The following is a 24,073-nucleotide window of genomic DNA, read 5'->3' as shown; positions in this document are numbered from 1 at the left end:
GATGGAAGAGTTCAAATTTACAGGTGATGAATGGTGGCGCAAGGGAGTTCGTTTTGAATGCACCGGCTCTGGCAAATGCTGCACGTCTCATGGTGAATATGGCTACGTCTTTTTGAGTCTTGAAGACCGCAAGCGCTTTGCAAAGCACTTCAACATGCGCGTGGGAGAGTTCACGAAAAAATACTGTGCTCGCAGCGGCGGAATCTGGCATTTGAAAGAAGATCCTAAAAACCCGGATTGCATGTTTCTAAAAGGAAAAAGCTGTGGCGCTTATGAAGCGCGCCCCACTCAATGTCGCACATGGCCCTTCTGGCCCGAAGTGATGAACGCGAAGTCGTGGGCGAAAGATGTCAAAGCCTTCTGCCCTGGTGTCGGTCGCGGTGAAGTGATTCCCGCTGAAAAAATTGAAGCCCAGTTGCGTGAACAAATTCAAAGTGAGAAGGGTTGGGGCAAATAACTGAGCCCTTTCTTTTTTTCGTCTCAGCCTGAGTCATCAGACTTACAAGAAATTTAGTTCTTCTAAGAATCTCATTCTGAATCTTAAGGACCCCTCGTCCTTTGTCGAAGAGATATCCATGAAGAACGTAAGCTCTAAATATCTCTCTGTTTTACTCCTTTCTGCGACCTTGTTAACAAGTTGCAAAAGTCCTGAATTGGAAGTGGCTTCGTTAGGCAAAAAGTTGCCCGCGCCTTCCCTGAAGGGATCCAGTCCCTTTGATCAGGATTTTGATTTGCAAAACTATGTGCGCATTCAAGGAAGCTGCGATGCCCGCGTAGGAAATATTCTTTTAAGCTTCGATAAAACGACCTGGCATCAACCGCCTTCAATTCCCGATACAACAGGGACAAGTCTTACGGGTGTCACAAACGATCGCGATTGTTCTGATGGGTCTTTTGATCTTTATCTAACGAAAAATGATTTAGAAAATATCTGGGGTATCGTGGGTGGAAGCAATGGCACTGACGTTGATTACATCTACATCAAAGGTGAAACACTGATTGGTGATACGGCGATTCTAGTTCTGCAAGATCCTGAAGATCACGGCGGAGGCAATGGTTCAAGCCCGGCAACAACGGTCAATATTGAAAAAACGTGGCCCGCCGGGTTTGCGGGTTCAGGGCAATGTGATTCTATGCGTGTTTATCTAACAAACGCCCAAGGCTATCGTGCTTCGCATACGTCGGCTCTTAGTTTTTCCGTTCAAAAAACTTTTCAGAGTGTTTCATCTACGGTTGCGGCCTATGCCACCTTTCAAGATTGTGAAAGCGATACCGCGGGAACTGCGGGTTTAACAACGTTTTCCATTCCTGCTGCTCAAGACGGCATAGATATTATTTATCGATTTCCGGTGGATGCAAAATCCGGTGTCATGACTTTCAAAGTAATTTCTCCATCAGCTTTGACGGCAAATCCGACAGCTTATTCGGTGACAATGCGCGACTCTTCTTCGACGGCTACACGTTGGATTTCGTTGGAAGACCACCGCTATCAGATTTACAAAGACGTTTGCTATCCGATGAAGATGCGTACGAATAACTACAATCGTTCCACGGTGGATAACAATGCGGGTGGCGTCCTCAGCCTTACCAGTTCCGATCCTAAGGTGAAGTTTTATGCAGACAACACCTGTTCTACGGAATCGACAAACGTAAGTCTGCCCTCGTACAGCAATGAATTCACGGTCCATATGAAATATGTCTCTGGAACCGAAACAGAGTCCTATAAGTTATTTAATATTTCTGCGACGACGGCATCAGGTAGTTCTTACGGTTATGACTTTGCACCGTACAAAATGAAGGTGGATCTTTCGAACCAAAACACGGTCACGAAAGCAGATATTTGGGGGCCTCGGGATGTGGCTCGCCATTCGTGTCAGGCATACCAAATCGTGGTGATGAATGAAAATGGCACGCGTTTGCCTGCTGGCAACGACACGACCCTTAATCTTGCCACAGTGGAAAGCTCCGTAGGAACTTTCTATGCAACTTCAGGCTGCTATCCTGGATATGAAGTGACTCAAGCCATAATTTCTGCGGGCGCTGATTCAGCCAAAGTGTATTTCAAGCCCACTATCGCTGACGGCACTTATCACTTTAAACTAAGTGGCCTGACTGCGAACAACAATACAGAGATTAGAGTAAAAACAGTTGCCAGCCGCCTGGCGCTTCACACTGATTCGGGTCTTTGGAATTTATCCTTGGCGCCTTCCTGCGTAGCAGTGACTGTAACTCGCAAAGATGAGGCTTCTAATCCTGTCTTTTTACCATCAAGTCTGAATGTTCCGTTGAATGTGAGTTTTGGTGACGGGGTGAATGATCGACTTTACAGTGATTCGAGCTGCGCAACAGCACTTGGATCTTCTGTGACCATTCCAGGTGGAATGGCCTCTGCAACTTTCTATATCTCGAAGTCTGGCATCCCAAATGGAACGCAATTAACAGTGTCACCGGTGCTTCCTGGATTCTATACAGAAAACCTGATGGGAACTCTTTCCAACTAACCCTTAATTTTCATTCGCAAAATCTGCATCAACTCTTCACGGTCTGCCTCGGGGTGGACCGTGAACGTTTCGGTGTCGCCATCAACACTGGCATAAGTCAAAGCTTGCAGTTCGTCGATACAGACATCCAAACAACTTGAAGTCACAATGCGAATTTTTGAAAGATCGCCACTTTCTTTGAAGGATCTTTTCAGAAACGTTTTTAGATTTTCTCCGGCGTTGCCCTCTTCATGCAGACTTTTAGAGCTGATAGATTTATGGCACTTCGTACAAACAAGCACGATGCCCTTCGACCATGGATTTTCTTCTTTTTTAATCATAACAAGCTCCTTAATTGCGCCCACAAAATCTTGCCCAGATCACTGCGTGGGATGTTCTTCACGTAATGGACCCTGCGCGGTTTTTCAAACGGAAGCACCTTATCAGAATAGGCTTTCACTATGTTATCAGTTTCTGCTTCTGAAAGTAGACTGACAATGTGAATTTCACACCCTAACCTTTCAGATGGCATATCTAACAATGTCACTTTCAAAGGAAAGCTTGGATTCAAAGCCAGAGCGCAGTTTTCTAAGACGGATCTTAAGTGCGCGACGTTTGTCCCCTCGCCACCGATTTTAATATAGTCCTTGCTACGCCCCTGCACATGCAGAACCCCGTCAAGAACCTGACCGCGATCTTCCGTCGTAAACCAGCCTTCCACCTTCGGATCCCATGAGCGCGTTCCACCTTGAGTATTTTGGGCATAACATGTGAATAACGAATCCGCTTGAACTTCTAAGTAACCATTTTCATTTGTTCGTGCGGTGGCATGCGAGAGCAACCCCATGTCAGGAAACTCATCACTCTTTAAAGAATCCAGGTTCGCAGTTGCAATTTGCGAAGCTGTTTCCGTCATTCCGTAGCTGGGTAACACAGGCCACCCCAACGATCGTGCTTTTTTGAATAACTCGACTTCGAAAGCGCCCCCACCCACCACAATAGCCCTTAATGTCGAGGGAGCTTGATAAGAATGAGCGACCAAGTCGTACACTTGGGTCGGCACTAAAGCGGACAACGTGCACTTTTCGCTTTTAAGAATGCTGTAATAGTGATGAGCGTCCCAGCGCCCGTCCTTCAATGCCGAAATCACTTTCGCACCGGCAAGCTCTGCCCGCACTTCGATTCCCAAACCGCCAACATGAAAATGCGGCAGAACTTGCGTCCACACATCCTGAGACGTGCTTTGCAAATGCAGATTCACGGCTGAAGCCGAACTCATCAACGCTTTTTTGGATAAAGCCACAAGTTTTGTGCGCGCCACTGAATCCGCCGTCGAACCAGAAGTTGCAATCCAGACATGGCCTTTTAATTTTCTTTCATTTTGTACCGAGAGTGCTAACGAGTGAAGGGCCTCAAAGTCTTCTTGAGGAAGACGTGGATTCAGTAAGATCTCGTTATTATCTGAATGAAGATCTAACTTCTTTTGAGCTGATGCCAAGGCAACCCCTCAAGCAATTTATCAAACCCTACACCCCGGCCTTTCACTTTGAGTAAGTAAGGTCCCTGCGTGTTGAGCTCTGCCGAAAACATGTCCATTTTGAATTGTCGATGAGTCAGGCAACCCGCTTCCAGAATCATTTCGCCGTGTTGTTTCTTTAATTCCATGGCGATCGCTGCCGCATGAGCAATGCCAACGGCATGATCCATGTAGCTTGTCACCGTGGCTTTCAGATTCCATTGTTTACATTGAGCAAGGGCCTTATCGACGTCGATTTTTGCGGGCTTAATCACAAGCACATCGAAAGGGGCTTTTTGCAACTTTTCCCAAGGCACTTTGTCGTATTGGTTATCGACGGCAATCTTTACAAGGTTCTTTGCTTCGGACCATGCAGCGATATCAAAAGGAAACGGATCTTCCACGTATTCAATGGAAGGCTTCACCGTTGCGGGCAAACTTCCCATAAAACGTTCAAAGATCTGCCACGTCGCCACGGCATTAAAATCCAAACGGATCTTCATTCCTGCGGCCGCAACATGCGTAAGAACCCCCGCCTCTTCCTGAAGATTGCGACCCACTTTGATTTTCAAAGTGGTAAAGCCTTCTTTTTTTAACTCATCAAGAAAACCGGGTTTTAAAGCCGTGAAATCCGAAAGCAGAAAGTTGTTTTTTAGTTTCTCACCACCATCAAAAAGACTTTTACCTTCTTTGCGTGCCTGGGCATCACGACGGGCCAACCAAAAACATTGCTCGACTTGCGCCGACATTTTACCGCGACGAAGATTCGAAAGCTGTTCTTCTAAAGTTAAATCACCTAGTTCTGGCCAAGGATGAAGATCCGCATAGCCCTTCAGACCATCAGCCCATTCAATTTTTAGCAGCACGCCTTCACGAGCAGCCGCCCCCGCCACCGCATTGAGCGATTGCAAAGGTTGCAAAGAATAAGGGCTGTAAGAAATTTGAATCAAAACGCGAATCCTATCGCCAATAAAAGACCAAACACCAAGTGAAGACCGGCTGCCTGACCTAAAAATTTATTGTAAGCGGGGCTGGGCTCTGTATTGAAAACATTTTTTGTGATCTTAAATGCCAGCGGCATTGCAAACATCGAAACGATCGCCGGAATCTTGTAACCTTCAAACCACCAATAAAGATTCAATACAAAAGGCAAAAAACACAATGTCGCGATTTCATAGCGTGAAAACTTCACTCCGAAACGGACGGCCAGAGTTTTTTTATTCACTAAAGCGTCACCGCTGTGGTCGCGAAGATTATTGATCGCAATAAGAACGGTGGCGTGAAATCCGATCTGCAATCCCAAAACGAAAGCCTCTTGCATCCACTCACCGGTATTCAGAAATACGATTCCCATGACAGCCAGCAAACCAAAGAATAGAATTACAAACAGATCGCCCAATCCCAAATAAGCTAAAGGAAAAGGGCCCGCCGTATAAGAGTAACCCATCAATACCGAAGCGATTCCGATAGCAACGATGACCCAGCCGCCTTTCATCACAAGCGGAATACCGCAAAGAACGGCTAAAAGAAAACAGACAGATCCCAAGGCCATCACCTGACCCGCCGTCAAAATCCCCGCCTGAGTGATGCGCTGAGGGCCGATGCGTTTTTCCGTGTCTGCGCCCTTTTTAAAATCAACGGCATCATTAACCAAATTCGTTCCGATCTGAATTAAGAATGAGGCCGCTAAAGCGTAAAATAAAACCCAACCATCCCAAGAAAGACCAATGGCACGCACCAAGGCGGTTCCCGCTAAACAAGGCACCAAAGCTGCCGTGAGAGTTTTCGGACGGAACGCCAGAAGGATACTTTTGATTTGAATCGCAGAAGAAGTCATATTTTGCATCGCACCATTTCGAGTTAACTTTAAACCATTTCTATCAGAACTTTTTCTGATGACCAATGCAATTTCTAAGTGCAAAAAGAAACCGTCGGAGGTCTTTTCATGAATCTATTCGTTGTCCTTTCTTTTTTCGCGGGAGCGCTTATCGCGGGCCTCGTGGTTTATTTCAAAATGAAAGCCCAAGCGACATCTGAAAAAGCTCAGTTGCAGGCGGATGTTCAAGCATTGCAGATGAAAAATGATCTTCTTTCACAAAGCCTCGCTGAACAAAAGGTCTTGATGACCGATGCTCGCAAACAGCAAGAAGCGCTGGCGGAAAAAATGAACACTCAGTTTGAAGTCATGGCGCAAAAAATCTTTGAAGAAAAGTCTGCCAAGTTTACCGATCAGAACCACAAAAATATCGCTTCTGTTTTGGAACCTCTTAAAGAGCGCATCAAAGATTTCGAAAAGAAAGTGGAAGAGACTTATTCTACAGAACGCTCTGAGCGCGGCATGCTGCGCGGGGAACTTTCGAAGCTCATGGAACTAAATAAAGTCATGTCCGCAGAAACGCAGAATCTGACAAAAGCCCTTAAGGGTGAAGTAAAAACGCAAGGTAATTGGGGCGAGCTGATCTTAGAAAATATTCTGGAACGCTCGGGCCTTCGTAAAGGTGAAGAGTACATCATTCAGGGAACAGACTTGGATTTGCGTGGCGAAGACGGACAAATTCTTCGTCCTGACGTTATCGTCAGTCTGCCCGACGAAAAACATTTAATCGTCGACTCAAAGATGACATTGATCGCTTACGAACAATACTCTTCGGCAGAAACCCCTGAAGATCTTGAGCGTGCGGGAAAGCTTCACGTTGAATCTTTGAAAAAACACATCGACGGTTTATCAGAGAAAAAATATCACGCAGCCGATAAGTTGATTTCACCGGACTTCGTGATTTTGTTCATGCCTTTAGAGCCGGCTTTTGCTTTGGCGTTTAAATTGAAGCCAGAGCTCTTCCAGTACGCGTGGGAAAGAAACGTGGCGATCGTGAGTCCAACGACTTTGCTAGCAACACTAAGAACGGTGGCGGCTTTGTGGAAGCAAGATCGTCAGGAAAAAAATGCGCTTGAAATCGCGAAGCGTGGTGGCCTTCTTTATGAAAAATTCGCAGGCCTTTTAAAAGACCTTCAAAACCTAGGCGAAAAACTTTCCGCGGCTCAAAAAGCACACGAAGATGTGATTAAGAAAGTTTCTGAAGGTCGCGGGAACTTGATCGACCAAGTGGAAGATCTAAAACGCTTGGGTGCTAAAACGGAAAAATCATTACCTCAGTTAGAGAATGCTTAAGCGGCCTCAAAACCGCTTCATCCGTGATGAATCCCGGTTATGGCAAGCTTAACAACTTAACTGCACGAACTGATTAGTAAAAACAGAATCAGGATTAACAACTTAAGTAATTCTATAAACTTCCGAAAAGTACCTTGTTGAGGGGTATTTTTCATAGAGAGCCTCCTTTGAGTGAGGGGACTCTCATCCATAAGAAAAGGCGGTCTTGAGGCCGCTTTTTTATTTGCAATTCTGACTTCAACACAAGAATCAATCGAACGGATAAAAGATCAGTGGAAGTCTGTTGCTCGGACAAATAAAAAAGGCTTGGGTGACCAAGCCTTTTTTCATTCTTAATTTTGATTCGGAATTATAATCCCGCTTCTTTCACAATGTTCAATTTCGTCGCTACGTCGATACCAGAAGATTGGTTCTTGATAGCCACTGCAGGGTTTTGAACCACGCGCTGTTGAAGTTTCGTGAAGATAGGCTCACGGATCGCCAAGTTGTTGTCTTGAAGGACACATTGACGAGCTGTGCGTGCTTCTACGTTCACAACAACAGGAGCTTTTAGGTTCGCCGTCATTTGCGTAGGATCATCTGGAATAGTCACGATAGAGAAGTAGCGAGCTTTTTCTTGTGCCGCCAATTTCAAAGCTTCCATATCACTTTTCGTCAATGTGGCTTTGTATTGAGGAGCAAACAACTCAGGCTCTAGAACTGGGAATGCGATCTGAGGCGCTTCACAGCTTTGCAACCAGGCGAAGATTTCATCATTTGGATCATCAAGAAGAGCGAACTTACGTAGATCCCCGAAACCCAATAGGCCTTCTGGAAACGTCAGAACATCTTCCTGTTTCAGCTCAACTTGGCCGAAGCGCGATGTCGAAATGATCATTCATCCTCCCGGAAAACGTATTCATCCATAATTTTAGACACACCAAGGCGGCATGATGGTGAATACACCTATAAATCTGGACCTAAATCTAGGGAGACTCAATTAAAATTTAGAGCATTTGACGACCCGCTTCTTCAGCGCACTGGGAGCGGGTCTTAAGATGACTAAGGCTTAAGGAGTTTAGCGACACTGCGTGTCTTATCAGCGGGCACACTTGCAGACTGCTGGTTTTGTTCCTGAATAGCTACGTAGACTTCTTCACGGTGAATTTTGGTGTCTTTGGGCGCTTCAATGCCTAAACGAACCTGTTTACCTTTGATTTGAACTACTCTGATTTTGATGTGGTCATCGATAGCGATGCTTTCACCCAACTTCCGTGTGAGAACCAGCATGACAACTCCTTTTGCTGCAGTCGTTATCGGTAGTTTTAAGCGGAACTGTAGGTATTATTTTTATCTTAGAAAGTCAAGAAGGCTTGGTTGAATAAGCTTTCCCGACGTTTCGAGAGTCGCTTTTAGGGTGCTATCGGTCTTATTGATATCTGAAATAACCTGGAAAGCGTCAGCATCTTCCAATTGGGATGCTGCCACCTTATTGTCCACCACGGCTTTTTGCAGGGAGTCCATGGTATTGTTCACAGCCATGATTCTGGACCCAACCTCAGAACGGGTCAAAACCACCTGAGAAATCGCCTGATCCAGGGTATCCAGGGCGGCTTGAACGCCTTGCTTGTCATTGGTACGCAAAGAAATCTCAAGGTCCTTAATGGTTGAGAAGATGTTTGTTCCCCCACCACCTGTCACCGGATCTTGCTTGTCAGAACGACTTGAACGGCGGTCTGATGCCGGTCCACGTGTCTCTATGAAGTTGCTTTCGACTTCGCGGTTGACCTCTTCACGTTCTTGTTCTTCTTTTTGGAATTGTTTTAACTGTTCAACCGTTGTCGGCGCTTCGTAACGAGCACGTACAATGCCGTCGCCACCCAAACCTCGGCCTAAGAAGACTTTGCTGCCCGGAATATTCATGGCAACGAAAGAATCCTTATGAGTTTGGATCTTCATGTCTCCATCATCACCGAAGTATTCCCCGGCCTGATTGAAGGGAGTGGTTTGAGTTTTATAGCCACCGAAAACGTAACGCTCTCCGAGTTTACGGTTACCGATTTGAATCGCCTGATTATAGATCTGCTCGATCTCAGACGCCGTGACCAGACGTGTTTCTTCGTTTCCGCTGGCATCATTCGATTGGCTGACAGCCAACTCTTTCGCACGCACTAAGATTTCCGAAAGTTCGCCCAAAGATTGGTCCGAGAACTCCAGGAAAGAACGGGCGTTATTGATATTCTTGATAAACTGAGTGTTCCCACGCTCTTCTGTACGAGACGCCAAAACACGCGCTGACGCCAAAGGATCATCCGAAGGTTTATTGATACGCTTTTGAGTTGCAGCTTGATTCTGCAAGTCCGCCATATCTGAACGATTCTTCGTCAGATTCTGGTTCACTTGATTGAATGACATTTTATCTGCAATTCTCATTTAAACTTTCTATCCTTATGCTGCTTCAGCCTTCGCGCCATCAGGCGCTACGGCTCTGCGGCCTTACGGCCTATAACCGTTTTAAATTCAATACTGTATCAAACATTTCGTCTGCTGTTTTGATCAAACGAGCAGAAGCATCGTAAGTTTTTTGGAACTCGATCATTTTTGTGGTCTCTTCATCCAAAGAAACGCCGCTGATACTCTCACGAATATTTGTGAGCTGATTCATCACGTTTTTCTGAGACTCTTGAGATTTCACTGCACGTTGGGCGACCGCACCGATCTGACCGACTTGCGTGTTGTAGTAATCATCTAAAGTCGAAGTGCCACCGTCCATCACTTGACGGTGCTGCAAGGAAGAGATCACGTTCGCAACAGTGTTATCACCTGTTGCACCCGACTGGGCTCCGGCCGCGATTCTGCCGACATCGTTAAAGATTGTTTTATTTAATCCGATAACCGATGCAGCTCCCTTTGTCTGTTCTGGCATTTCGAAAAATAAAACACCAGGACGACCACTTTTATCAAATCCCTCAATATGGGCTTTATTGACTTCTTTCGCCAATGTGTAAGCCATGTTGTCGACGTGATTCAAAAGGTCCTCAATCACACGGTCACGAACTTCCAAAGCACCACCAATACGGCCACCCGTGATTTGATCTGTGATGTTTGCGGGAGTTCCCGTACCCACGAAGAATACTTCGACGCGGTCACGGCTGCCGGTTTGTTCTGCTTTCAGTTCTGAAGAGCCTATACCTGAAACCAGGATACCTGTACGACCGGCAGTGACTGTCACCATGCCGTCTCTTCCTTCCGCCCAAGAAATGTCGATCTTTTCGCCTAGTTTTTTTAGAACTAAGTCACGGCGATCGCGCTCATCATTGGCCGGAGTTTTTTGAACTTCGATCATTTGGATTTTTTCATTCAGCTGCGCAATTTCTTTCGTCAACTGATTGATCTCGTTCACGGTTGTTTTCACCTGACCATCTAGATCTTCCTGCACGGCTTTTAATTGCCCCACCACGCGACCGAAATCTTTCGACATCGCAACAGCAGATTCACGCACCAAAGTTCTTGATGCCAAGCTTTCGGGATTGTTAGAAAGTTCACGGAACGAGTTGAAGAAATCAGTCATGTACTGATTCAGGCCTTTATTGTTCTGCTCATTGTAGATTTGCTCTACACGGCCCAGAGCATCGGCACGGGAATCATGGAAGCCCATGTTCATGCCTTCTTTTTGAATTTGTTTTTCTAACCAAGGATTGTTAACGCGAGTCACGACACCGGCACGGGCACCCATACCGATTTGAAGATTTCCTTCACCGATAGGCTGATTCGACAATAGCTCAACACGCTGGCGTGAAAAGCCCTCGGTTGATTTATTGGCGATGTTATGACCGACCGTTTGCAATGCTGTCTGAGAGTTCATCAGAGAGCGCTTACCCGTATCCATCATAGCCGAGATTTTAGACATCCTATCCTCATCTTCGGTGGGTCGTTGTTACCGTTTCAGCCTTCGGGCTCCGCCCTAGGGCACTGCGCGCTTCCGCGCTTACGCTTCTTTACTAACGAAGTTGCCAGACACCTGAGGGCCTTGTTTGTATTGGCCTTTGCCTCCGTAAGTTTTTTTACCGGAGAGAGTATCTTTGATTTCGCCAAGAGCACCATTCAACGTGTGCAAAGCAGACTTAGCGTATTCTTCATTGTCTTTGTTAATGTCAGTGATTCTTTTGATCAACATGTCCAAAGCGGAATGTTGAGTGCGAAGACGATCGGCTGCGGGAGTGCCTGCTAACTTTTGTGCAAGCTCCAGCAAACGAGGATTTTCCACGTCGGCTCCGACCATTGTTGCTAGATCCATCGCATAGCGAGAACGCAAAGCATCCTGCGCGCGAAGTTTGAAAAGCAATTCTTCTTTAAGTTTATTGCTTTCTTCCAAAGCATCGCGATCCGCTTGAAGAAGAAGGTCTTTTTCTTTGCGTACGATATCGAGAAGAGAACGATAGATCTTTGTGAGTTCTTCGAGATTGGCTTCTAACTTTTGAAACGCTCTTTCTACTGTTGCGTCCATCATTTCATCATCCTTGATGCCGCCTGGGCGGTGAGGTTGTTAATAAACCCCTGCATGGGTGCTAGCTCTACCGGCTTCCGGCAATTTAGAAATCTAAATGTTCGTCGACCATTTTGTCGGCGATAGCTTTTGCATCGACGTTGTATTTTCCGTCGTCGATCAATTTTCTGAACTTAGCAACTTTGGCTTCGTCAACATCAGGAGCCGACATCGCAAGTTCTTTGATTCTTTTTGCTTCTTGCGCACGTGGAGAAAGTTCAACGCGAGAAGATTCACCGAGAGTCGACGCAGTCAATGCATCTGCTTTTGCTGTCGGCGCACCAGCGGAATTATTTTTAATTGCATCCGCTTTGTTAGAGCGAGAAGAATCTGTCAGATTCAAATTCTGTCCAACTTTGTTGTGCGTGATCTTCATTGAAGGCCTCCTGCTTTCGAGTGTTAGAATACACTCTTTGTTCTTTTCATAGTATCACAATGGGACAGTTACACCAAATCATTCTGAGACAGTTTCTGGTCCAGGTTCTGCACCCTTCTCGACTGTCCAATAGAGTGACTTCGCCTCAGGACTTAAAAACCCAAGGGTGTCGCCAGCTTGCAGTTTTTCCCCTGTCGAAACTTTAGACACTCCACCCTTAAAAACCATCTGACTTTTAAGACCATTGTCGTGCTCAATTTCAATCATTGTCTGATCATCTGCCAAAGTCTTCTTCCCCAGCAAAACCCCGTCCCATGGGGCTTTGACAGCTTCAGGCGCCTTGTCTGCACCTTGAGGACCTTGCGTATTATCAATTCGATAAGACACGGATTGTTTTTTACCAGGATGTTGAAACGGACGAGCCGCGAAAGATTTCGTGTCAAGAGGGAGAGGACCCTGAGGCTTAGACACCTGAGTCTTAATTCCCATCATCACACCAAATTTCTCAACCAACTGCGTGTAAATCATATCAGAGAGCCCGACACCACCACGCTCTCCCCACTTCTCAACATAGTGATCATCCAACTGCTCACGAAAAATTTTTTCCGCATGACTAGTCTGAATAAATCCACCTTCTTGAATAGTGGAACGCATCGCCTTCGTCATCTCACGAAGAAAATGCTTCTCATACATATCCGAAACTTCCCGAAGCTTCTGCTCAGGAGATTTAGGCACAGGCCGAGAAAGAAACTTAGACCCAAAAGCCTTAAAGTTCCCAGCCCCACCAGCAGCACCACTAAAATCACTCATAAGCAACTCCCAGTGCGAAGTTTGAAAACTGAAACTTAGAAATTAGCAAAGAAGAAAACGCCGTCAAAGACGGCCAGAACCCTAAAGCAAAACCTCCGCCCCCTCTAACTCCCCAACCGCTTCCAACAAGCGAAAGCGTCGTTGGAATCTGTGAGTAGTGGGTTGCTGGAACCTGATGCAAGTTCCGCAGCGCCAACGAGCGCAAGCAGTAGCAACAAAAAGAAAAAAAACGACCCGACATCAAAGCCAAGAAAATCTCCAAGCGCGAGGACTGTCCGAAGCAGCAGGTTCCAGCAACCCACTACTCACAGATTCCAACGCAACGATGTCATTTGAAGAAAGAGAAAAAAGGGGAGTGAGAGTCGGAGAATCATATGCATCCTGCAATTGATTCTTAGAGTGTAGCTTCGGCTCGTGTTCACCAATCCTTGGTGCCTGCTGACCTATTGCTCCTGTTTCCTGCGAGAAACTTTTGACTCTTGACCTTCCATGGTTCGCGATCTCTTCCTCACCCTCCCCGCGTTCCAAACACGTCCATGTGTCTGAAACTATAAAATTAATTCTATTGCATAGTGTGTCATTTCGAAACACAAATTTCATAATACTTCGAGTTCCCCGTGCAAAGCTCCAGCTGACTTGATGGACTGAAGTATAGTTATCAGGTCCTTCGGCGAGACACCTAATTTGTTTAGTGCTTGCACGAGTTCCCCAACACTGACACCACTTTCTAAAACTGCCACTTTCTCATCTTTCGCATTTTTTCCCTCTCCGACTTTCACAGAGAGTGAACCGTGAGAAATTGCGACTTTAGAAATCTTCACTTTATCACCGATTACAATCGTGCCGGTTTTTTCATTCACAACTACACGCGCTTTCATGTCGGGATTGATCTCGATAGATTCAATTGTCGCCAACAATTCCACACCGCGATTTTCATAGGCAAATGGAGTGATGATATCAATCGTTCCGGAATCTTTCGCCGAAGCGTAGTGACCACCCAACTCTTTATTGATCGTCAAAACAGAACGAGCGGCTGTTGTGAAATCAGGATTGATCAGGGTCAGACGATACATTTTGCGAGAAGCAAAATCCGCTGTCATGTCTCGTTCAATCGTCGCACCATTCGGAATTCTTCCTGAAGTGAGGTGCTGATCTTTGCCATCACCACCGATGATGATGCTTCCTTGGGCCACGGCATAAACTTGTTCATTCGCCGCACGCAATGGAGCTTGCAACAAAGTACCACCTTGCAATGAAGACGCATCCCCAATCGCACTAACTGTCACATCAATCGGATTTCCCGCTTTACCGAATGCCGGCATTGTTCCGGTGATGATCACCGCCGCGACGTTCTTACTTGCGAACTCAGGTGAATCTAATTTCATTCCTAATTTATCAAGCATGCGCACCATGCTCTTACTCATGAATTCATTTTTACCGTCACCCGTTCCCTTAAGACCGACGACGATACCGTAACCCAAAAGTTGATTTTCACGCACACCACGAATGCTGGCGATGTCTTTTAAGCGCGCGGCGTTTGCCGCCTCAAAAGCCACCATCACAAAAAAGGCCGTTAATACGATAACGCTAAATAGTTTATTCATTGCGTGCGTTCCTTCTGATGCTGACGACATCATATTGCGGATCAAGAAGTTTATCAGAGACGATACCTTGATCATTGAAGTCTTCCGGACGAATTAAACCCGTCACGATGACCTTGTATTCACGTTTTCCGATCATAAAAGGCTGTTGCCCTTTGATACGGTAATTTCCATCAGCCAATTTTTCGACAATACGAGTGGGAATGTTTTGCACATCCGCCAAGGCGTCCTTGTCGTCTTCTTTTTCTGCGGGTTTAGCCGCTTCGGGCTTTTTGGCATCAGCTGAAGCCGGGGTACGAGAAGCATCCGTGCCATTTGCCGCCAAAGAATTGTTCAGACTTTGTTGTTGCTGCTCTTCAAGCTGCTTCAAAAGTTTTTTGATCACGGAAACTTTTGTTTCCACTTGTTTCAAAGCAGGTCCATCCAATTTCACATTTAAAAGATCGCCTTCTCGACGCATTTTGTTTTGCGCGAACAGATAAGCGCCTTGACCTTCCATCACCCAAGTCGAACCGGCATTGGCGCCCAAGTCCGATTCTTCTTCCATGCGATTTCGAGTCATGCGTTTGTATTGACGATCTGTCGGTACGCCCAAATTCTGAGTGTCAGAATAGCGAGGAGCCGTATTGATTTTTTCTAAAGGTGGATTTTCTTTTGGACCATCCAATGAAGCCAAAAGATCATTCATCGTCGCACAACCTGTGAACAACGTAAGAGCCACCAACGAAGAAATAGTTACGAAGAAAGATTTAAGTCTCATTGCAACTTCACCACACCTTTTTCAATCACAACGCCTGAGAGAACTTTTTGATTATCCAAGTTTTTAACTTTAATGAGATCCCCAACAAAGCCGTTGTCTTCAGCCTGCATGTTGACGGAGATTTCAAATCCCTCATCACCTAGCAAGGCCTTTACAATCTGTCCCTTCTTAGCTGCCGGTTCACGTTTGAGATCGGTCGACCAGATAGCCGTACCGACGGGAAGAGATCTAGCTGCCAATTGTCCTTGGATATCAGCCAGGCGAAGTGCATTGTCTTTCGCAAACGTCACATCGGTCATCACCATGCGCACGTCTTCCTGTTGCACTCTCTCTCCTTGTAAGATCAAACGAGACGCAACCGGGGTTAATTGCGACACGCGAATTGTTCCAGAAATCCATTTTAATTGGCGTTGATCGCCGTCGCGCAGTGGCAAAAGGAAGCCCCCTTTGCCTGTAAGCTGCGTAAAATCGAGATCCCATTGTTTTTGTGCGGGGGCTGGAGTGCTTTGAATGCTGACTTTGTATTCGCATTCATTGCAGCGAACCTGAAGATGATTCAGAACTTTTCTTTGAATTTCTTCGCGAGAAATGGGTGTTGAAGCAAACGCCACCGCCACTTGCGAAGGAATTTTATAAGCAGGATTTAAAGCACGAAGACCGGATTGGCTCTTCATTGCTTCACGCACTTTCGTCAAAATTTCAGAAGACGGAAGTTTTTGTGACAACAATAGCTCACGCGCGTCTTCGCGGATGACGACACTCTCCATAAAAGAAAGAAGCTCTGGCGTGCCATCCTTCACGGTTGCGATATCACTTAAACGCAAAAGCTCACGTTGAGAAATCTCAACGCTGGCTGGAATAGTGATTTCAGGTCTTGCGAAAGACTGAACACTGAAAAGTAAAAGTGCCAAAGACAAAAACTTATTCATCAATTATCTCATGCTATTCACGGATTGAAGCATTTGATCAGAAGCTTGGATCACTTTTGAATTTGTCTCAAAAGCTCTTTGGGCTGTGATCATATTCACCATTTCTTCAGCGATATTGACGTTACTTGTTTCAAGCTGTCCTTGCGCCAAATAACCTGTTCCATTCATACCTGGGCGAGCCACCACCGGCTGACCGCTAGATGGGCTTGGCATAAAAACGTTCTTACCTACAGCTTTAAGACCTGCAGGATTTACGAAGTTCACAAGATCAATTTGACCAATAGTTTGTGGAGCTGAGTTCAAACCTTGAATCACCCGCACTTCACCGTTAGGGGCAATTTCAAGACCCGCGACATCAGGCGGAACTGTGATTTCAGGTTGAAGAAGATTTCCGTTTTTATCGACGACACGACCGTTAGGATCTTTTTGGAAAGCGCCGTCACGCGTGTAACCGATTTGACCATCTGGAGTTAGGATTTGAAAAAAACCAGAGCCTTCAATTTGAAGATCCAAAGGATTCTTTGTCACGGCCGCGCTGCCGTTTTCGAAATTCTTTTGAATGCCGGCGGTGCGAACACCCAAGCCGACTTGCACACCGTTCGGTGAATAAGCATTCATACCACTTTGTGCACCCGGCTCTTTTTGAGTTTGGTACATCAGATCTTCAAATTCAGCGCGCGATTTTTTAAAGCCATTCGTAGAGACGTTGGCAATGTTATTTGAAATGACGTCCATGTTTGTCTGCTGGGCCGCCATGCCTGTCGCTGCTGTATTTAAACTTTTAAGCATTAAAGCATCCTTCCATTAATTGCTTATTTAAAAATCAAATCCATGCAAACCAGTCATCCTGACTAGTTTGTTTTTCCCACCACGTTAACCATTTTATCTGCCATCTGATCGTAAGCCGTGATGGCTTTTTGAGTGCTCTCAAAAACACGATTGGTGGAAATCATGTCTGTCATCTCTTGAACAATATTGACGTTGGAAGCTTCTAAGAAGCCTTGTTTTAAGCTTGGATTGTTAACGTTCGTCATTTCCGGAGCGATATTCGGCTTAAAGGAATAAAGCGAACTTCCCATTTTCTGTAAAGAATCGGGATTATTCACGTTCACTAAAGAAACGCGTCCGATATTTTCAGCTCCTTCAAAGACATCACCATTATCATTAATAGAAAGCGGAAGGCCTGTGCCTTGAAGACGAATCACACGCGAAGCAGGGTCGGCACCTGGCTCGCCCGCACGAAGAACAGGGAATCCTTCTTTAGTAACTAATTGACCGTTTCCATCCAAAGTGAAATTTCCAGCGCGAGTCAGACGAACGCCACCCGGAGTTGCAATCTCGAAGAAACCTTTGCCATCGATCGCAACGTCCATCGGATTTCCGGTGTGTTTCAGACCGCCTTGAGAAAAGTCTGTGAAGGTGCCTTTGGCATCCACGTAACTCTTATCGCCACCCTGCATATTATAGAAACTTTCAATCGAAGCGACGTCGCGAGGGATTTGCGTGGTCTCCGGTGGCTTTTCATTTGCAGTTAGATATTCCTGGAAAAGCTGTTGATCGCGTTTGAAAGCGGGCGTGTTCACATTCGCCAAGTTATTGGCGATGGTATCTAGCTTTGTACTTTGTGCGATCGCTCCGCTAAGAGCTGTATAGACCCCTTTTACACCCATGAACACTCCTCCACACATTGTTGAGCAGCAAGGCGTGTGCCATGTTTTGACAGGACCGATCTTCGTCTAGGAAATGATTTCCACGCTGGACCTTCGTCGCAAAAGTTTTTCTTGGACTCAAGTTTTTTTGGATTTGACCGTGCATTGACCTTTGTCGATGGCATTGCAGTGTTGTCAGTTCTTTGTCGACAGTGTCAAAGAATCGGCTTCATAATGAACTTTATGAGCACGTGGGTCGCAGTCCTTTTATCTACTTTTATTATTCACTTTGCACAGGCGGAAACATCTGTGACTCCCGCAGCCCCTGCTCCGGCTTTGACTTTGAAAGAGAAGTTAAAAGCTCTCACCTCACGTTCCACTCATGTTCAGTCAGACAATCTGATTTTTGATTTGCCGGTGACTTACAATAAAAAAGTCAGCAAATGGGTTGCACATTACCAAGGCACTCGCGGAAGCAAGTGGTTTCGAGAATGGTTGCAACGCTCTTACAAGTACATGCCCTTCATTCAAGCCGAACTAAAAAAAGCCGGTTTGCCTTTGGATCTTGCATTCATGGTGATGATCGAAAGTGGTTTTGCTCCGAACGCCATTAGTCACGCCGATGCTGTTGGCCCTTGGCAATTTATCGAAGCTACAGGAACACGTTACGGTTTAAGCAAAACCTGGTGGTTGGATGAGCGGCGCGATCTGAAAAAGAGCACACTCGCGGCCATTCGTTATTTAAAAGATCTACATCAAGAGTTTGGTTCTTGGTATCTGGTCGCCGCCAGTTACAACATGGGCGAAAATGGGCTTCGCAACCGCATCAAGAAATATGGAACCAAAGATTACTGGACGCTCATAAAACTCAATGCCCTTCCGGTTGAGACTCAAGAGTACGTTCCCAAAATTTTGGCTGCTATGTTGATTGCCAAAGCACCCAACCTTTATGGCTTTCGCGACTTAGAAAAAATGGACCCGCTTGAATATGAAATCGTTCTTGTGCCGGGTGGCACAGACTTGGATGCATTAGCGGATCATTTGAGTGTCACAAGAAAATCATTAAAAGATTTGAACGCCGAACTCTATCTGGGGTACATTCCTCGTCAGGTCGAGAAACATTTTATCCGCGTGCCTAAAGGCGCGGGACAACTTGTTTCTTCTTACGTGCACCAGTTTAGTCGGAAAGTTGCATTGGAATGAAACCTCTGATTGTACAAAAATACGGCGGCGCCACCTTGGCAGATCCTGAAAAAATCAAGTCTGTCGCTGCGCGAGTCGCTTCTCAATCTAAAGAAAATTCCTTGATCGTTGTTGTTAGCGCCATGGGCAAGACAACAAATTCTTTGATCGATCTGGCAAATCAAGTTTCTGCTCATCCACAACGTCGTGAAATGGATATGCTTCTGACAGTGGGTGAAAGAATCAGTATGTCGCTGATGAGTATGGCGCTGAATGATTTAGGCTGCCCCGCGATCAGCTTTACGGGAAGTCAGGCGGGAATCTTTACGGATGACTCTCACGTGAACGCTTTCATCAAAGATGTGAAGCCAATGCGCGTGGAAGAATCTTTGAAAACAGATAAGGTTGTTATCTTAGCCGGTTTTCAAGGCGTGTCTCCGGTAACAAAAGAAATTACAACATTGGGTCGCGGTGGATCGGACACTTCGGCCGTGGCAATGGCGGCGGCTTTCAATGCGGAACGCTGTGAAATTCTAAAAGATGTTCCCGCGGTGTTTACGGCGGACCCGAATGTCGTTAAAGCGGCAAAGCCCATTCAAGAGCTCAGCTATGATCAATTGATGGATATGACTTTCTGGGGCGCCAAAGTTCTGCACTACCGTTCGGTAGAGCTTGCGAAACTTCGCGATGTGACTTTGTATATCGGCCCTGCTTCTAATAAAACTTCTGACGGAACACTCGTTAAAAAAGGATTGAATATGTTTGAATCCTGCAAAGCTCTTTCTTTAAACTCTCATGAAACAGTTGTTGGAATTTTAAGTAAGGAAAAAAATCCAGCGAAAGCCCTTAAAGATCTTCAAGTTCTTTTTGATGAAAAGCAGATTCCGTTCCCTCAGCTTCTGCACTACGAAATGAATCTAGATAAAACAGAAATGTTGCTAACAGGCCCTTCTGAAATCATCTCTGCCATTAAGAAAGAACTTCAGAATCACGCTCAGTTCACGCTTCTGCCCACAGATTTTTCCACAGTGACTTTGACGTGCACGGGAGCAACGTCGCCTGAGATCACGCAAAAAGTTTTAAATGCTTTATCAGATAAAAAATTAGAAACGCGCAAATTAATGATGAGCGCGATGAGTGTCACGGTTCTGGTCGACGCTCCTTTAAGAAAGCAAGTAATTGAAAGCTTGCATCAGCTTATCTAAACGAATCATACAGACAAAATAAAAAAGGGAAGATGACTCTTCCCTTTTTTTATTTGTTCAGATTTTTTCCTAAGGCAATAAGGAAGGCACCATCACCTTGTAACGGTTTTGGATTTTCATCCAAATATTTGAATGCGGTCCCGTGATCCCGTCTGGGCCCGCAGTACCTGCAACTCCGCGCAGTCTTGGGTCAAATTGACCGCCCGGAAGAAACTTTCTTAAGTCAGGTCCATTGGCCCCTGGGACACCCGAACCTGGCGCACCAGGAATTCCGCCAGGCCCACCTTCGCCAGAGCCACCGCCACCTGCATACGAACGACCACCACCGCCGCCGCCGTAAAATCCACCATTCACGTTGGCACCATCTTCACTCGCGGCGCCACCGCCTCCAGCAGATCCGTAAGAGCCACCGCCAGAGCCACTGCCTCCACCTAAGGAGCCACCACCGCCACCTTGAGAACCGTCAATAGCTTGACCGGCACCGCCAGATGGAAGTTGACCGTGTTCAATTGGCGGAGTGGAACCTAAATCACCGCCGAAAGAATCTTCACCGGCTTTGGCCCCCACACGAGAAGAGGAGTCAATCATCGAAGCCACGGAGCCTCCGTCACCCGCTTTTTGCGCGCTCACGCAAGCTGGATCCATGGGATTTTTCTGACAGATACAAACTTTATTCGTCGTCGCGATTGTTGGATTTGTACAATCCACGGCTTGCTGAGCTACGCAACTCGGATAAGTAGGATTTGCGGCACAGAATTCTGGTGTTGGTTTTTCTTCTCCCGAAGTTAAAGCGGCACACTGTGAAGCATTTGCTGAAGTTGTACCAAAATTTGAAATGGCTTGGTTGGCTTCGTTCACTTTGTTTTCAAAACTATCACAGCGTTTTAATTCAGTGTCCGCTTGAGAAGCTAACTGCACTGCCAAAGCCGCATTGCCCGCGCTTAAGCAAGTCGCCTGTTGTTGCGCGTAAGTTTTCGCGGCTCCACAAGCTGATTTACAGCTTCCGATAGAGTTACTGCATGTCAAACGATATGCCGCCACTGCGGCATTGGCTGCTTGAGATAAAGACGCCATTTTTGAACAAGCCGCTTGAATGCTTGCCGAAGTTTGTTGCCCCATAAGCAATGCCAACTGTGAAGCCGTGTTTGTGACTTCGGCCATGCCCGAGTCATTTTTTTCATCGCAAGTGTAAGAAGTGTCTTCGATTTGTGAGGTGCACGCCTGCATCAGTTGCTGGAATTGTTGATTGCAGGTCGGAGCGTTGTTCGCATTGGCGCGATTGCCATCAGGTGAACGGCATGAATAGCTTGTGCGTTCGCTGTTATCGGCATTACAAACATTGGGAGACTGACAGGTTCTGCGGCAGTCAGCCAATGCCTGGGATGAATTTCCAGAAGTGTTATCGGTAGCCGCAAAGTTGGGGATCGGCTTACAAGTCTCAGTTAATTTTCCAACGAGATTATTTTTGCGTTCGCAGTAATGGTCATCTCGACAGGTCATCGACCCGCAGGCTTCTCCGGCCAATGAAGGTGAAGCACTTAAAAAAAGTGAGGAGAAACAGAAAACGGCGGCAAAAAACTTCATTCCCATAGATCCATTTATCGGATCTCGGGATCGACAACTTTACAAAAGTATAAACTATCTCAATTCAAAACGTCTCAATATGGTAACAACGAAGGGCTGACCACCTTATATCTGTTTTGGATCTTATGCCAAATATTCGAATGGGGTCCCGTGATACCATCAGGGCCCGAAGCTCCCGCAATGCCACGCATGCGCGGGTCAAATTTTCCACCTGGTAAAAACTGGCGTAGGTCAGGACCATTTTTTCCAGCGGCACCACCGGCACCCGCGGCCGTCGGTTGACGAACTCCAGGTTGACCATCGCCACCACTACCGCCACCGAGTCCGCCTCCGCCACCGCCACCACCACCGTAGTAGCCACCATTCACGTTCGCTGAGTTTTCGTCACGGGCAGCATTGCCTTCGCCCTCTAATCCGGCTGCATAACCACCACCACTGCCGCTACTTCCACCTCCCAAGCTGGTACCGCCTCCACCTTGAGCTCCATCAACAGCATCGCCGTAACCACCCGAAGGAAGTTGGCCGTGCTCAATACCAGGCAATCCCGGAAGATCTCCTCCTAAATCGTCGCCTTTATTGGCCGCCAAACGACTGGATGAATCGATCAGATTGCCTACTTGAGAATTATCTGCTGTCTTTTGTTGGGAAAAACACGCAGGATCTAATGGATTTTTCGTACAGATACAAACTTTATTGGATGAAGCCAGTTCAGGCTTTGTACAATCCACTGGAGCTGAAGGGTTACACCCCGGATAGTTCGGAGTGGATTTACAGAAATCCGGTGTCGTCGATGTTTCCCCTTTATTCTGCTCTCCACACTGAGTGGCATTTGCTGACGTCGCTCCATAGTTCTGAATCGCTTGTTGGGCCTCGTTCATTTTACTTTCAAAGTTATCACACTTATCACGACGTGACTGTGCCTGAGAAAGCGCGTTCACCGCACTTAACTGTGTCGCCGAGTTGGTTGGAAAACAATTCGGATTCGCCTTCACATAGTCTACGGCTGAATCGCAGGTGGATCGACATGTCTTCATCGACTCACTACAGGTAAGACGATAAGCCGCCAATGCGCCACTGGCCGCTTGTGAAAGATCACCCATTCTTGAGCAAGCCGCTTGAACACTCGCGGAAGTTTGCTGACCCATCAGCAAAGCCAATTGAGAAGCAGTGCTGGCGACGTTATTCATCCCGGAGTCATTCTTTTCGTCGCAAGTGTAAGACGTATCGTCGATCTGCGTGTTACATTGCTGCAGCAAACTTTCGTACTGCGCATAACACTGGCTTTGTTGGTTCTGGTTTTGATTCTGATTTCGGTTTTGATTATTTCCGTTGTTTTGATTTGGATTTTCTTGTCTTGTCTGCGAACTTGTTGGCGTCGATGAACTTGGTGGACGTCCGCAATAACCTTCATTCTGTGTTTGGACTATACAGTTGTCCCAAGCCTTGCTGCCTGCCGTAAATCGCATTGCACAGTAATCTGCACAACCCAAAAACGGATCTGCCGCTCGCGCTTGCGAAAAGGATATCGCTACCATGAAGATTATCCAGATATACCAAGTCCCCATGGTTTCATTATCGGTCCACACTTCTGTAATATAAAGAGAAGTTCGCAAGTTTTAATCGGCATTTCCCTCGACACGCAATAAACAGCTTTATATGATTCTAGTTGTTTCAACATGAGAACACATGACAGAATAGTAATTCAAAATTTCAGTTAAGGAGTGGTCAATGGAAAAGACATTACATTCATTCACCGTGAAAGCAGCCGATGGTTCTGACGTCTCTTTAGATAAGTACAAAGGGCAAGTGGTGCTCGTTGTGAATGTCGCCAGCAAATGCGGATTCACTCCTCAGTACGAGGGCCTTGAAGCCTTGTACGAAAAATTCAAGGATCAAGGTTTCACAGTTCTGGGATTTCCTTGCAACCAATTTGGTTCGCAAGAGCCTGGCAGCAATGCCGACATTCAGCAGTTCTGCAGTCTTACTTACAACGTCAAGTTTCCAGTGATGGCCAAAGTGGACGTCAATGGCGACAGCGCAGATCCCGTCTACAAATGGATTAAAGAGGCGGCTCCCGGGTTGCTAGGCACAGAAATGATTAAATGGAACTTTACGAAGTTCTTAGTAGGTAAAGATGGAAAAGTCATCAAACGCTACCCGCCTCAAGAAGAACCAAAGAATCTGACAGCGGATGTTCAATCGGCGATAAAATAATTTCTTAAGTGTCGCTCAAGGTCCTCTGTCATATCTTTTGACAGAGGATGCCACCCCTTTGAAAACCTATTCC

Annotated in this window: 24 protein-coding genes; 6 read left to right on the top strand and 18 right to left on the bottom strand. The window is 46.3% G+C overall.

The genetic code is table 11. The annotated features are described in order from the left end of the window. Nucleotide 1: 1 nt before the first annotated feature. Together ACLWBD_RS02485 and ACLWBD_RS02480 are read left to right on the top strand one after the other, a co-directional pair. Nucleotides 2-457 (top strand): YkgJ family cysteine cluster protein, encoded by a 456-nt coding sequence (locus tag ACLWBD_RS02485; RefSeq protein ID WP_063206284.1) that lies wholly within the window; start codon nucleotides 2-4, stop codon nucleotides 455-457. A 118-nt stretch (nucleotides 458-575) separates the two neighbouring features. Then, complete coding sequence (locus tag ACLWBD_RS02480; protein ID WP_413569413.1) at nucleotides 576-2,501, top strand: hypothetical protein; 1,926 nt, start codon at nucleotides 576-578, stop codon at nucleotides 2,499-2,501. Here the strand turns inward: ACLWBD_RS02480 and ACLWBD_RS02475 are convergent. Genes ACLWBD_RS02475 through menA form a run of 4 tightly spaced genes read right to left on the bottom strand, consistent with a single transcriptional unit; the run spans nucleotide 2,498 to nucleotide 5,842 of the window. Further along, nucleotides 2,498-2,821 carry a (2Fe-2S) ferredoxin domain-containing protein gene (locus ACLWBD_RS02475; protein WP_413569412.1) on the bottom strand — a complete coding sequence of 108 codons (324 nt, stop codon included), beginning with the start codon at nucleotides 2,819-2,821 and terminating at the stop codon, nucleotides 2,498-2,500. The genes ACLWBD_RS02480 and ACLWBD_RS02475 overlap by 4 nt on opposite strands. Further along, nucleotides 2,818-3,978, bottom strand: a complete 1,161-nt coding sequence (locus tag ACLWBD_RS02470; protein ID WP_413569411.1) for an AMP-binding protein — start codon at nucleotides 3,976-3,978, stop codon at nucleotides 2,818-2,820. Before ACLWBD_RS02470 ends, ACLWBD_RS02475 begins: the two co-directional genes overlap by 4 nt. After that, nucleotides 3,954-4,946 (bottom strand): o-succinylbenzoate synthase MenC, encoded by a 993-nt coding sequence (menC, locus tag ACLWBD_RS02465; protein WP_413569410.1) that lies wholly within the window; start codon nucleotides 4,944-4,946, stop codon nucleotides 3,954-3,956. The genes ACLWBD_RS02470 and menC overlap by 25 nt, the downstream gene beginning before the upstream one ends. Then, on the bottom strand, nucleotides 4,943-5,842 hold the full coding sequence (gene menA, locus ACLWBD_RS02460; protein ID WP_063206650.1) for a 1,4-dihydroxy-2-naphthoate octaprenyltransferase: 900 nt from the start codon (nucleotides 5,840-5,842) through the stop codon (nucleotides 4,943-4,945). The genes menC and menA overlap by 4 nt, the downstream gene beginning before the upstream one ends. A 99-nt stretch (nucleotides 5,843-5,941) precedes the next feature. On the opposite strand from menA, the gene ACLWBD_RS02455 reads away from it, so the two are divergent. Continuing rightward, complete coding sequence (locus ACLWBD_RS02455; RefSeq protein WP_063206280.1) at nucleotides 5,942-7,165, top strand: DNA recombination protein RmuC; 1,224 nt, start codon at nucleotides 5,942-5,944, stop codon at nucleotides 7,163-7,165. 349 nt (nucleotides 7,166-7,514) lie between these two features. On the opposite strand, the gene fliW is transcribed toward ACLWBD_RS02455, so the two are convergent. The 12 genes from fliW to flgF all read right to left on the bottom strand — a co-directional run bounded on the left by fliW (nucleotide 7,515) and on the right by flgF (nucleotide 17,836). After that, on the bottom strand, nucleotides 7,515-8,042 hold the full coding sequence (gene fliW, locus ACLWBD_RS02450) for a flagellar assembly protein FliW (protein WP_063206279.1): 528 nt from the start codon (nucleotides 8,040-8,042) through the stop codon (nucleotides 7,515-7,517). Between the two features lie 164 nt (nucleotides 8,043-8,206). Then, nucleotides 8,207-8,434 (bottom strand): carbon storage regulator CsrA, encoded by a 228-nt coding sequence (gene csrA, locus ACLWBD_RS02445; RefSeq protein WP_041869353.1) that lies wholly within the window; start codon nucleotides 8,432-8,434, stop codon nucleotides 8,207-8,209. A 60-nt stretch (nucleotides 8,435-8,494) separates the two neighbouring features. Beyond that, a complete protein-coding gene (gene flgL / locus ACLWBD_RS02440) occupies nucleotides 8,495-9,577 on the bottom strand; it encodes a flagellar hook-associated protein FlgL (protein ID WP_413569408.1) in 1,083 nt (360 codons plus the stop codon). A 70-nt stretch (nucleotides 9,578-9,647) separates the two neighbouring features. Continuing rightward, nucleotides 9,648-11,054 (bottom strand): flagellar hook-associated protein FlgK, encoded by a 1,407-nt coding sequence (flgK, locus tag ACLWBD_RS02435; protein ID WP_063206277.1) that lies wholly within the window; start codon nucleotides 11,052-11,054, stop codon nucleotides 9,648-9,650. Between the two features lie 78 nt (nucleotides 11,055-11,132). Continuing rightward, on the bottom strand, nucleotides 11,133-11,654 hold the full coding sequence (locus ACLWBD_RS02430; RefSeq protein ID WP_063206276.1) for a flagellar protein FlgN: 522 nt from the start codon (nucleotides 11,652-11,654) through the stop codon (nucleotides 11,133-11,135). A gap of 82 nt (nucleotides 11,655-11,736) precedes the next feature. Beyond that, on the bottom strand, nucleotides 11,737-12,066 hold the full coding sequence (gene flgM / locus ACLWBD_RS02425) for a flagellar biosynthesis anti-sigma factor FlgM (RefSeq protein WP_063206275.1): 330 nt from the start codon (nucleotides 12,064-12,066) through the stop codon (nucleotides 11,737-11,739). 78 nt (nucleotides 12,067-12,144) lie between these two features. Next, a complete protein-coding gene (locus ACLWBD_RS02420; RefSeq protein ID WP_413569407.1) occupies nucleotides 12,145-12,876 on the bottom strand; it encodes a rod-binding protein in 732 nt (243 codons plus the stop codon). Nucleotides 12,877-13,472: 596 nt separating this feature from the next. Continuing rightward, a complete protein-coding gene (locus tag ACLWBD_RS02415) occupies nucleotides 13,473-14,480 on the bottom strand; it encodes a flagellar basal body P-ring protein FlgI (protein WP_063206273.1) in 1,008 nt (335 codons plus the stop codon). Continuing rightward, entirely contained in the window at nucleotides 14,473-15,237 is a 765-nt protein-coding gene (locus tag ACLWBD_RS02410) for a flagellar basal body L-ring protein FlgH (protein WP_413569406.1), read from the bottom strand. Before ACLWBD_RS02410 ends, ACLWBD_RS02415 begins: the two co-directional genes overlap by 8 nt. Continuing rightward, entirely contained in the window at nucleotides 15,234-16,166 is a 933-nt protein-coding gene (gene flgA / locus ACLWBD_RS02405; protein WP_063206271.1) for a flagellar basal body P-ring formation chaperone FlgA, read from the bottom strand. Before flgA ends, ACLWBD_RS02410 begins: the two co-directional genes overlap by 4 nt. 3 nt (nucleotides 16,167-16,169) lie before the next feature. After that, nucleotides 16,170-16,955, bottom strand: a complete 786-nt coding sequence (flgG, locus tag ACLWBD_RS02400) for a flagellar basal-body rod protein FlgG (RefSeq protein ID WP_063206270.1) — start codon at nucleotides 16,953-16,955, stop codon at nucleotides 16,170-16,172. Between the two features lie 62 nt (nucleotides 16,956-17,017). Next, a complete protein-coding gene (gene flgF, locus ACLWBD_RS02395; protein WP_413569405.1) occupies nucleotides 17,018-17,836 on the bottom strand; it encodes a flagellar basal-body rod protein FlgF in 819 nt (272 codons plus the stop codon). A gap of 222 nt (nucleotides 17,837-18,058) precedes the next feature. On the opposite strand from flgF, the gene ACLWBD_RS02390 reads away from it, so the two are divergent. Next, entirely contained in the window at nucleotides 18,059-19,018 is a 960-nt protein-coding gene (locus ACLWBD_RS02390) for a lytic transglycosylase domain-containing protein (protein WP_413569404.1), read from the top strand. Continuing rightward, a complete protein-coding gene (locus ACLWBD_RS02385) occupies nucleotides 19,015-20,202 on the top strand; it encodes an aspartate kinase (protein ID WP_063206268.1) in 1,188 nt (395 codons plus the stop codon). Before ACLWBD_RS02390 ends, ACLWBD_RS02385 begins: the two co-directional genes overlap by 4 nt. 69 nt (nucleotides 20,203-20,271) lie before the next feature. Here ACLWBD_RS02385 and ACLWBD_RS02380 read toward each other — a convergent pair whose 3' ends face one another. Beyond that, a complete protein-coding gene (locus ACLWBD_RS02380; protein ID WP_413569403.1) occupies nucleotides 20,272-21,792 on the bottom strand; it encodes a hypothetical protein in 1,521 nt (506 codons plus the stop codon). Between the two features lie 68 nt (nucleotides 21,793-21,860). After that, complete coding sequence (locus tag ACLWBD_RS02375) at nucleotides 21,861-23,321, bottom strand: hypothetical protein (RefSeq protein ID WP_413569402.1); 1,461 nt, start codon at nucleotides 23,319-23,321, stop codon at nucleotides 21,861-21,863. Nucleotides 23,322-23,514: 193 nt separating this feature from the next. Here ACLWBD_RS02375 and ACLWBD_RS02370 point away from each other — a divergent pair, with 193 nt between their 5' ends. After that, nucleotides 23,515-24,000, top strand: coding sequence for a glutathione peroxidase (locus ACLWBD_RS02370; RefSeq protein ID WP_413569401.1), 486 nt, complete (start codon nucleotides 23,515-23,517; stop codon nucleotides 23,998-24,000). Nucleotides 24,001-24,073 lie beyond the last annotated feature (73 nt).

The sequence above is a fragment of the Bdellovibrio sp. HCB117 genome (assembly GCF_047305915.1).
In the GTDB taxonomy this organism is placed as follows: Bacteria; Bdellovibrionota; Bdellovibrionia; order Bdellovibrionales; family Bdellovibrionaceae; genus Bdellovibrio; species Bdellovibrio bacteriovorus_B.
Note: the sequence above shows the minus strand (reverse complement) of the source record. Positions and strands in the feature narration are given on the sequence as shown.

Coding starts and splice junctions, on each gene's coding strand:
- ACLWBD_RS02485 (WP_063206284.1), top strand. CDS start 2: ATGGAAGAGTTCAAATTTACAGGTGATGAATGGTGGCGCAAGGGAGTT.
- ACLWBD_RS02480 (WP_413569413.1), top strand. CDS start 576: ATGAAGAACGTAAGCTCTAAATATCTCTCTGTTTTACTCCTTTCTGCG.
- ACLWBD_RS02475 (WP_413569412.1), bottom strand. CDS start 2,821: ATGATTAAAAAAGAAGAAAATCCATGGTCGAAGGGCATCGTGCTTGTT.
- menA (WP_063206650.1), bottom strand. CDS start 5,842: ATGCAAAATATGACTTCTTCTGCGATTCAAATCAAAAGTATCCTTCTG.
- ACLWBD_RS02455 (WP_063206280.1), top strand. CDS start 5,942: ATGAATCTATTCGTTGTCCTTTCTTTTTTCGCGGGAGCGCTTATCGCG.
- fliW (WP_063206279.1), bottom strand. CDS start 8,042: ATGATCATTTCGACATCGCGCTTCGGCCAAGTTGAGCTGAAACAGGAA.
- csrA (WP_041869353.1), bottom strand. CDS start 8,434: ATGCTGGTTCTCACACGGAAGTTGGGTGAAAGCATCGCTATCGATGAC.
- flgL (WP_413569408.1), bottom strand. CDS start 9,577: ATGAGAATTGCAGATAAAATGTCATTCAATCAAGTGAACCAGAATCTG.
- flgK (WP_063206277.1), bottom strand. CDS start 11,054: ATGTCTAAAATCTCGGCTATGATGGATACGGGTAAGCGCTCTCTGATG.
- ACLWBD_RS02430 (WP_063206276.1), bottom strand. CDS start 11,654: ATGATGGACGCAACAGTAGAAAGAGCGTTTCAAAAGTTAGAAGCCAAT.
- flgM (WP_063206275.1), bottom strand. CDS start 12,066: ATGAAGATCACGCACAACAAAGTTGGACAGAATTTGAATCTGACAGAT.
- ACLWBD_RS02420 (WP_413569407.1), bottom strand. CDS start 12,876: ATGAGTGATTTTAGTGGTGCTGCTGGTGGGGCTGGGAACTTTAAGGCT.
- ACLWBD_RS02415 (WP_063206273.1), bottom strand. CDS start 14,480: ATGAATAAACTATTTAGCGTTATCGTATTAACGGCCTTTTTTGTGATG.
- ACLWBD_RS02410 (WP_413569406.1), bottom strand. CDS start 15,237: ATGAGACTTAAATCTTTCTTCGTAACTATTTCTTCGTTGGTGGCTCTT.
- flgA (WP_063206271.1), bottom strand. CDS start 16,166: ATGAATAAGTTTTTGTCTTTGGCACTTTTACTTTTCAGTGTTCAGTCT.
- flgG (WP_063206270.1), bottom strand. CDS start 16,955: ATGCTTAAAAGTTTAAATACAGCAGCGACAGGCATGGCGGCCCAGCAG.
- flgF (WP_413569405.1), bottom strand. CDS start 17,836: ATGGGTGTAAAAGGGGTCTATACAGCTCTTAGCGGAGCGATCGCACAA.
- ACLWBD_RS02390 (WP_413569404.1), top strand. CDS start 18,059: ATGAGCACGTGGGTCGCAGTCCTTTTATCTACTTTTATTATTCACTTT.
- ACLWBD_RS02385 (WP_063206268.1), top strand. CDS start 19,015: ATGAAACCTCTGATTGTACAAAAATACGGCGGCGCCACCTTGGCAGAT.
- ACLWBD_RS02380 (WP_413569403.1), bottom strand. CDS start 21,792: ATGGGAATGAAGTTTTTTGCCGCCGTTTTCTGTTTCTCCTCACTTTTT.
- ACLWBD_RS02375 (WP_413569402.1), bottom strand. CDS start 23,321: ATGGTAGCGATATCCTTTTCGCAAGCGCGAGCGGCAGATCCGTTTTTG.
- ACLWBD_RS02370 (WP_413569401.1), top strand. CDS start 23,515: ATGGAAAAGACATTACATTCATTCACCGTGAAAGCAGCCGATGGTTCT.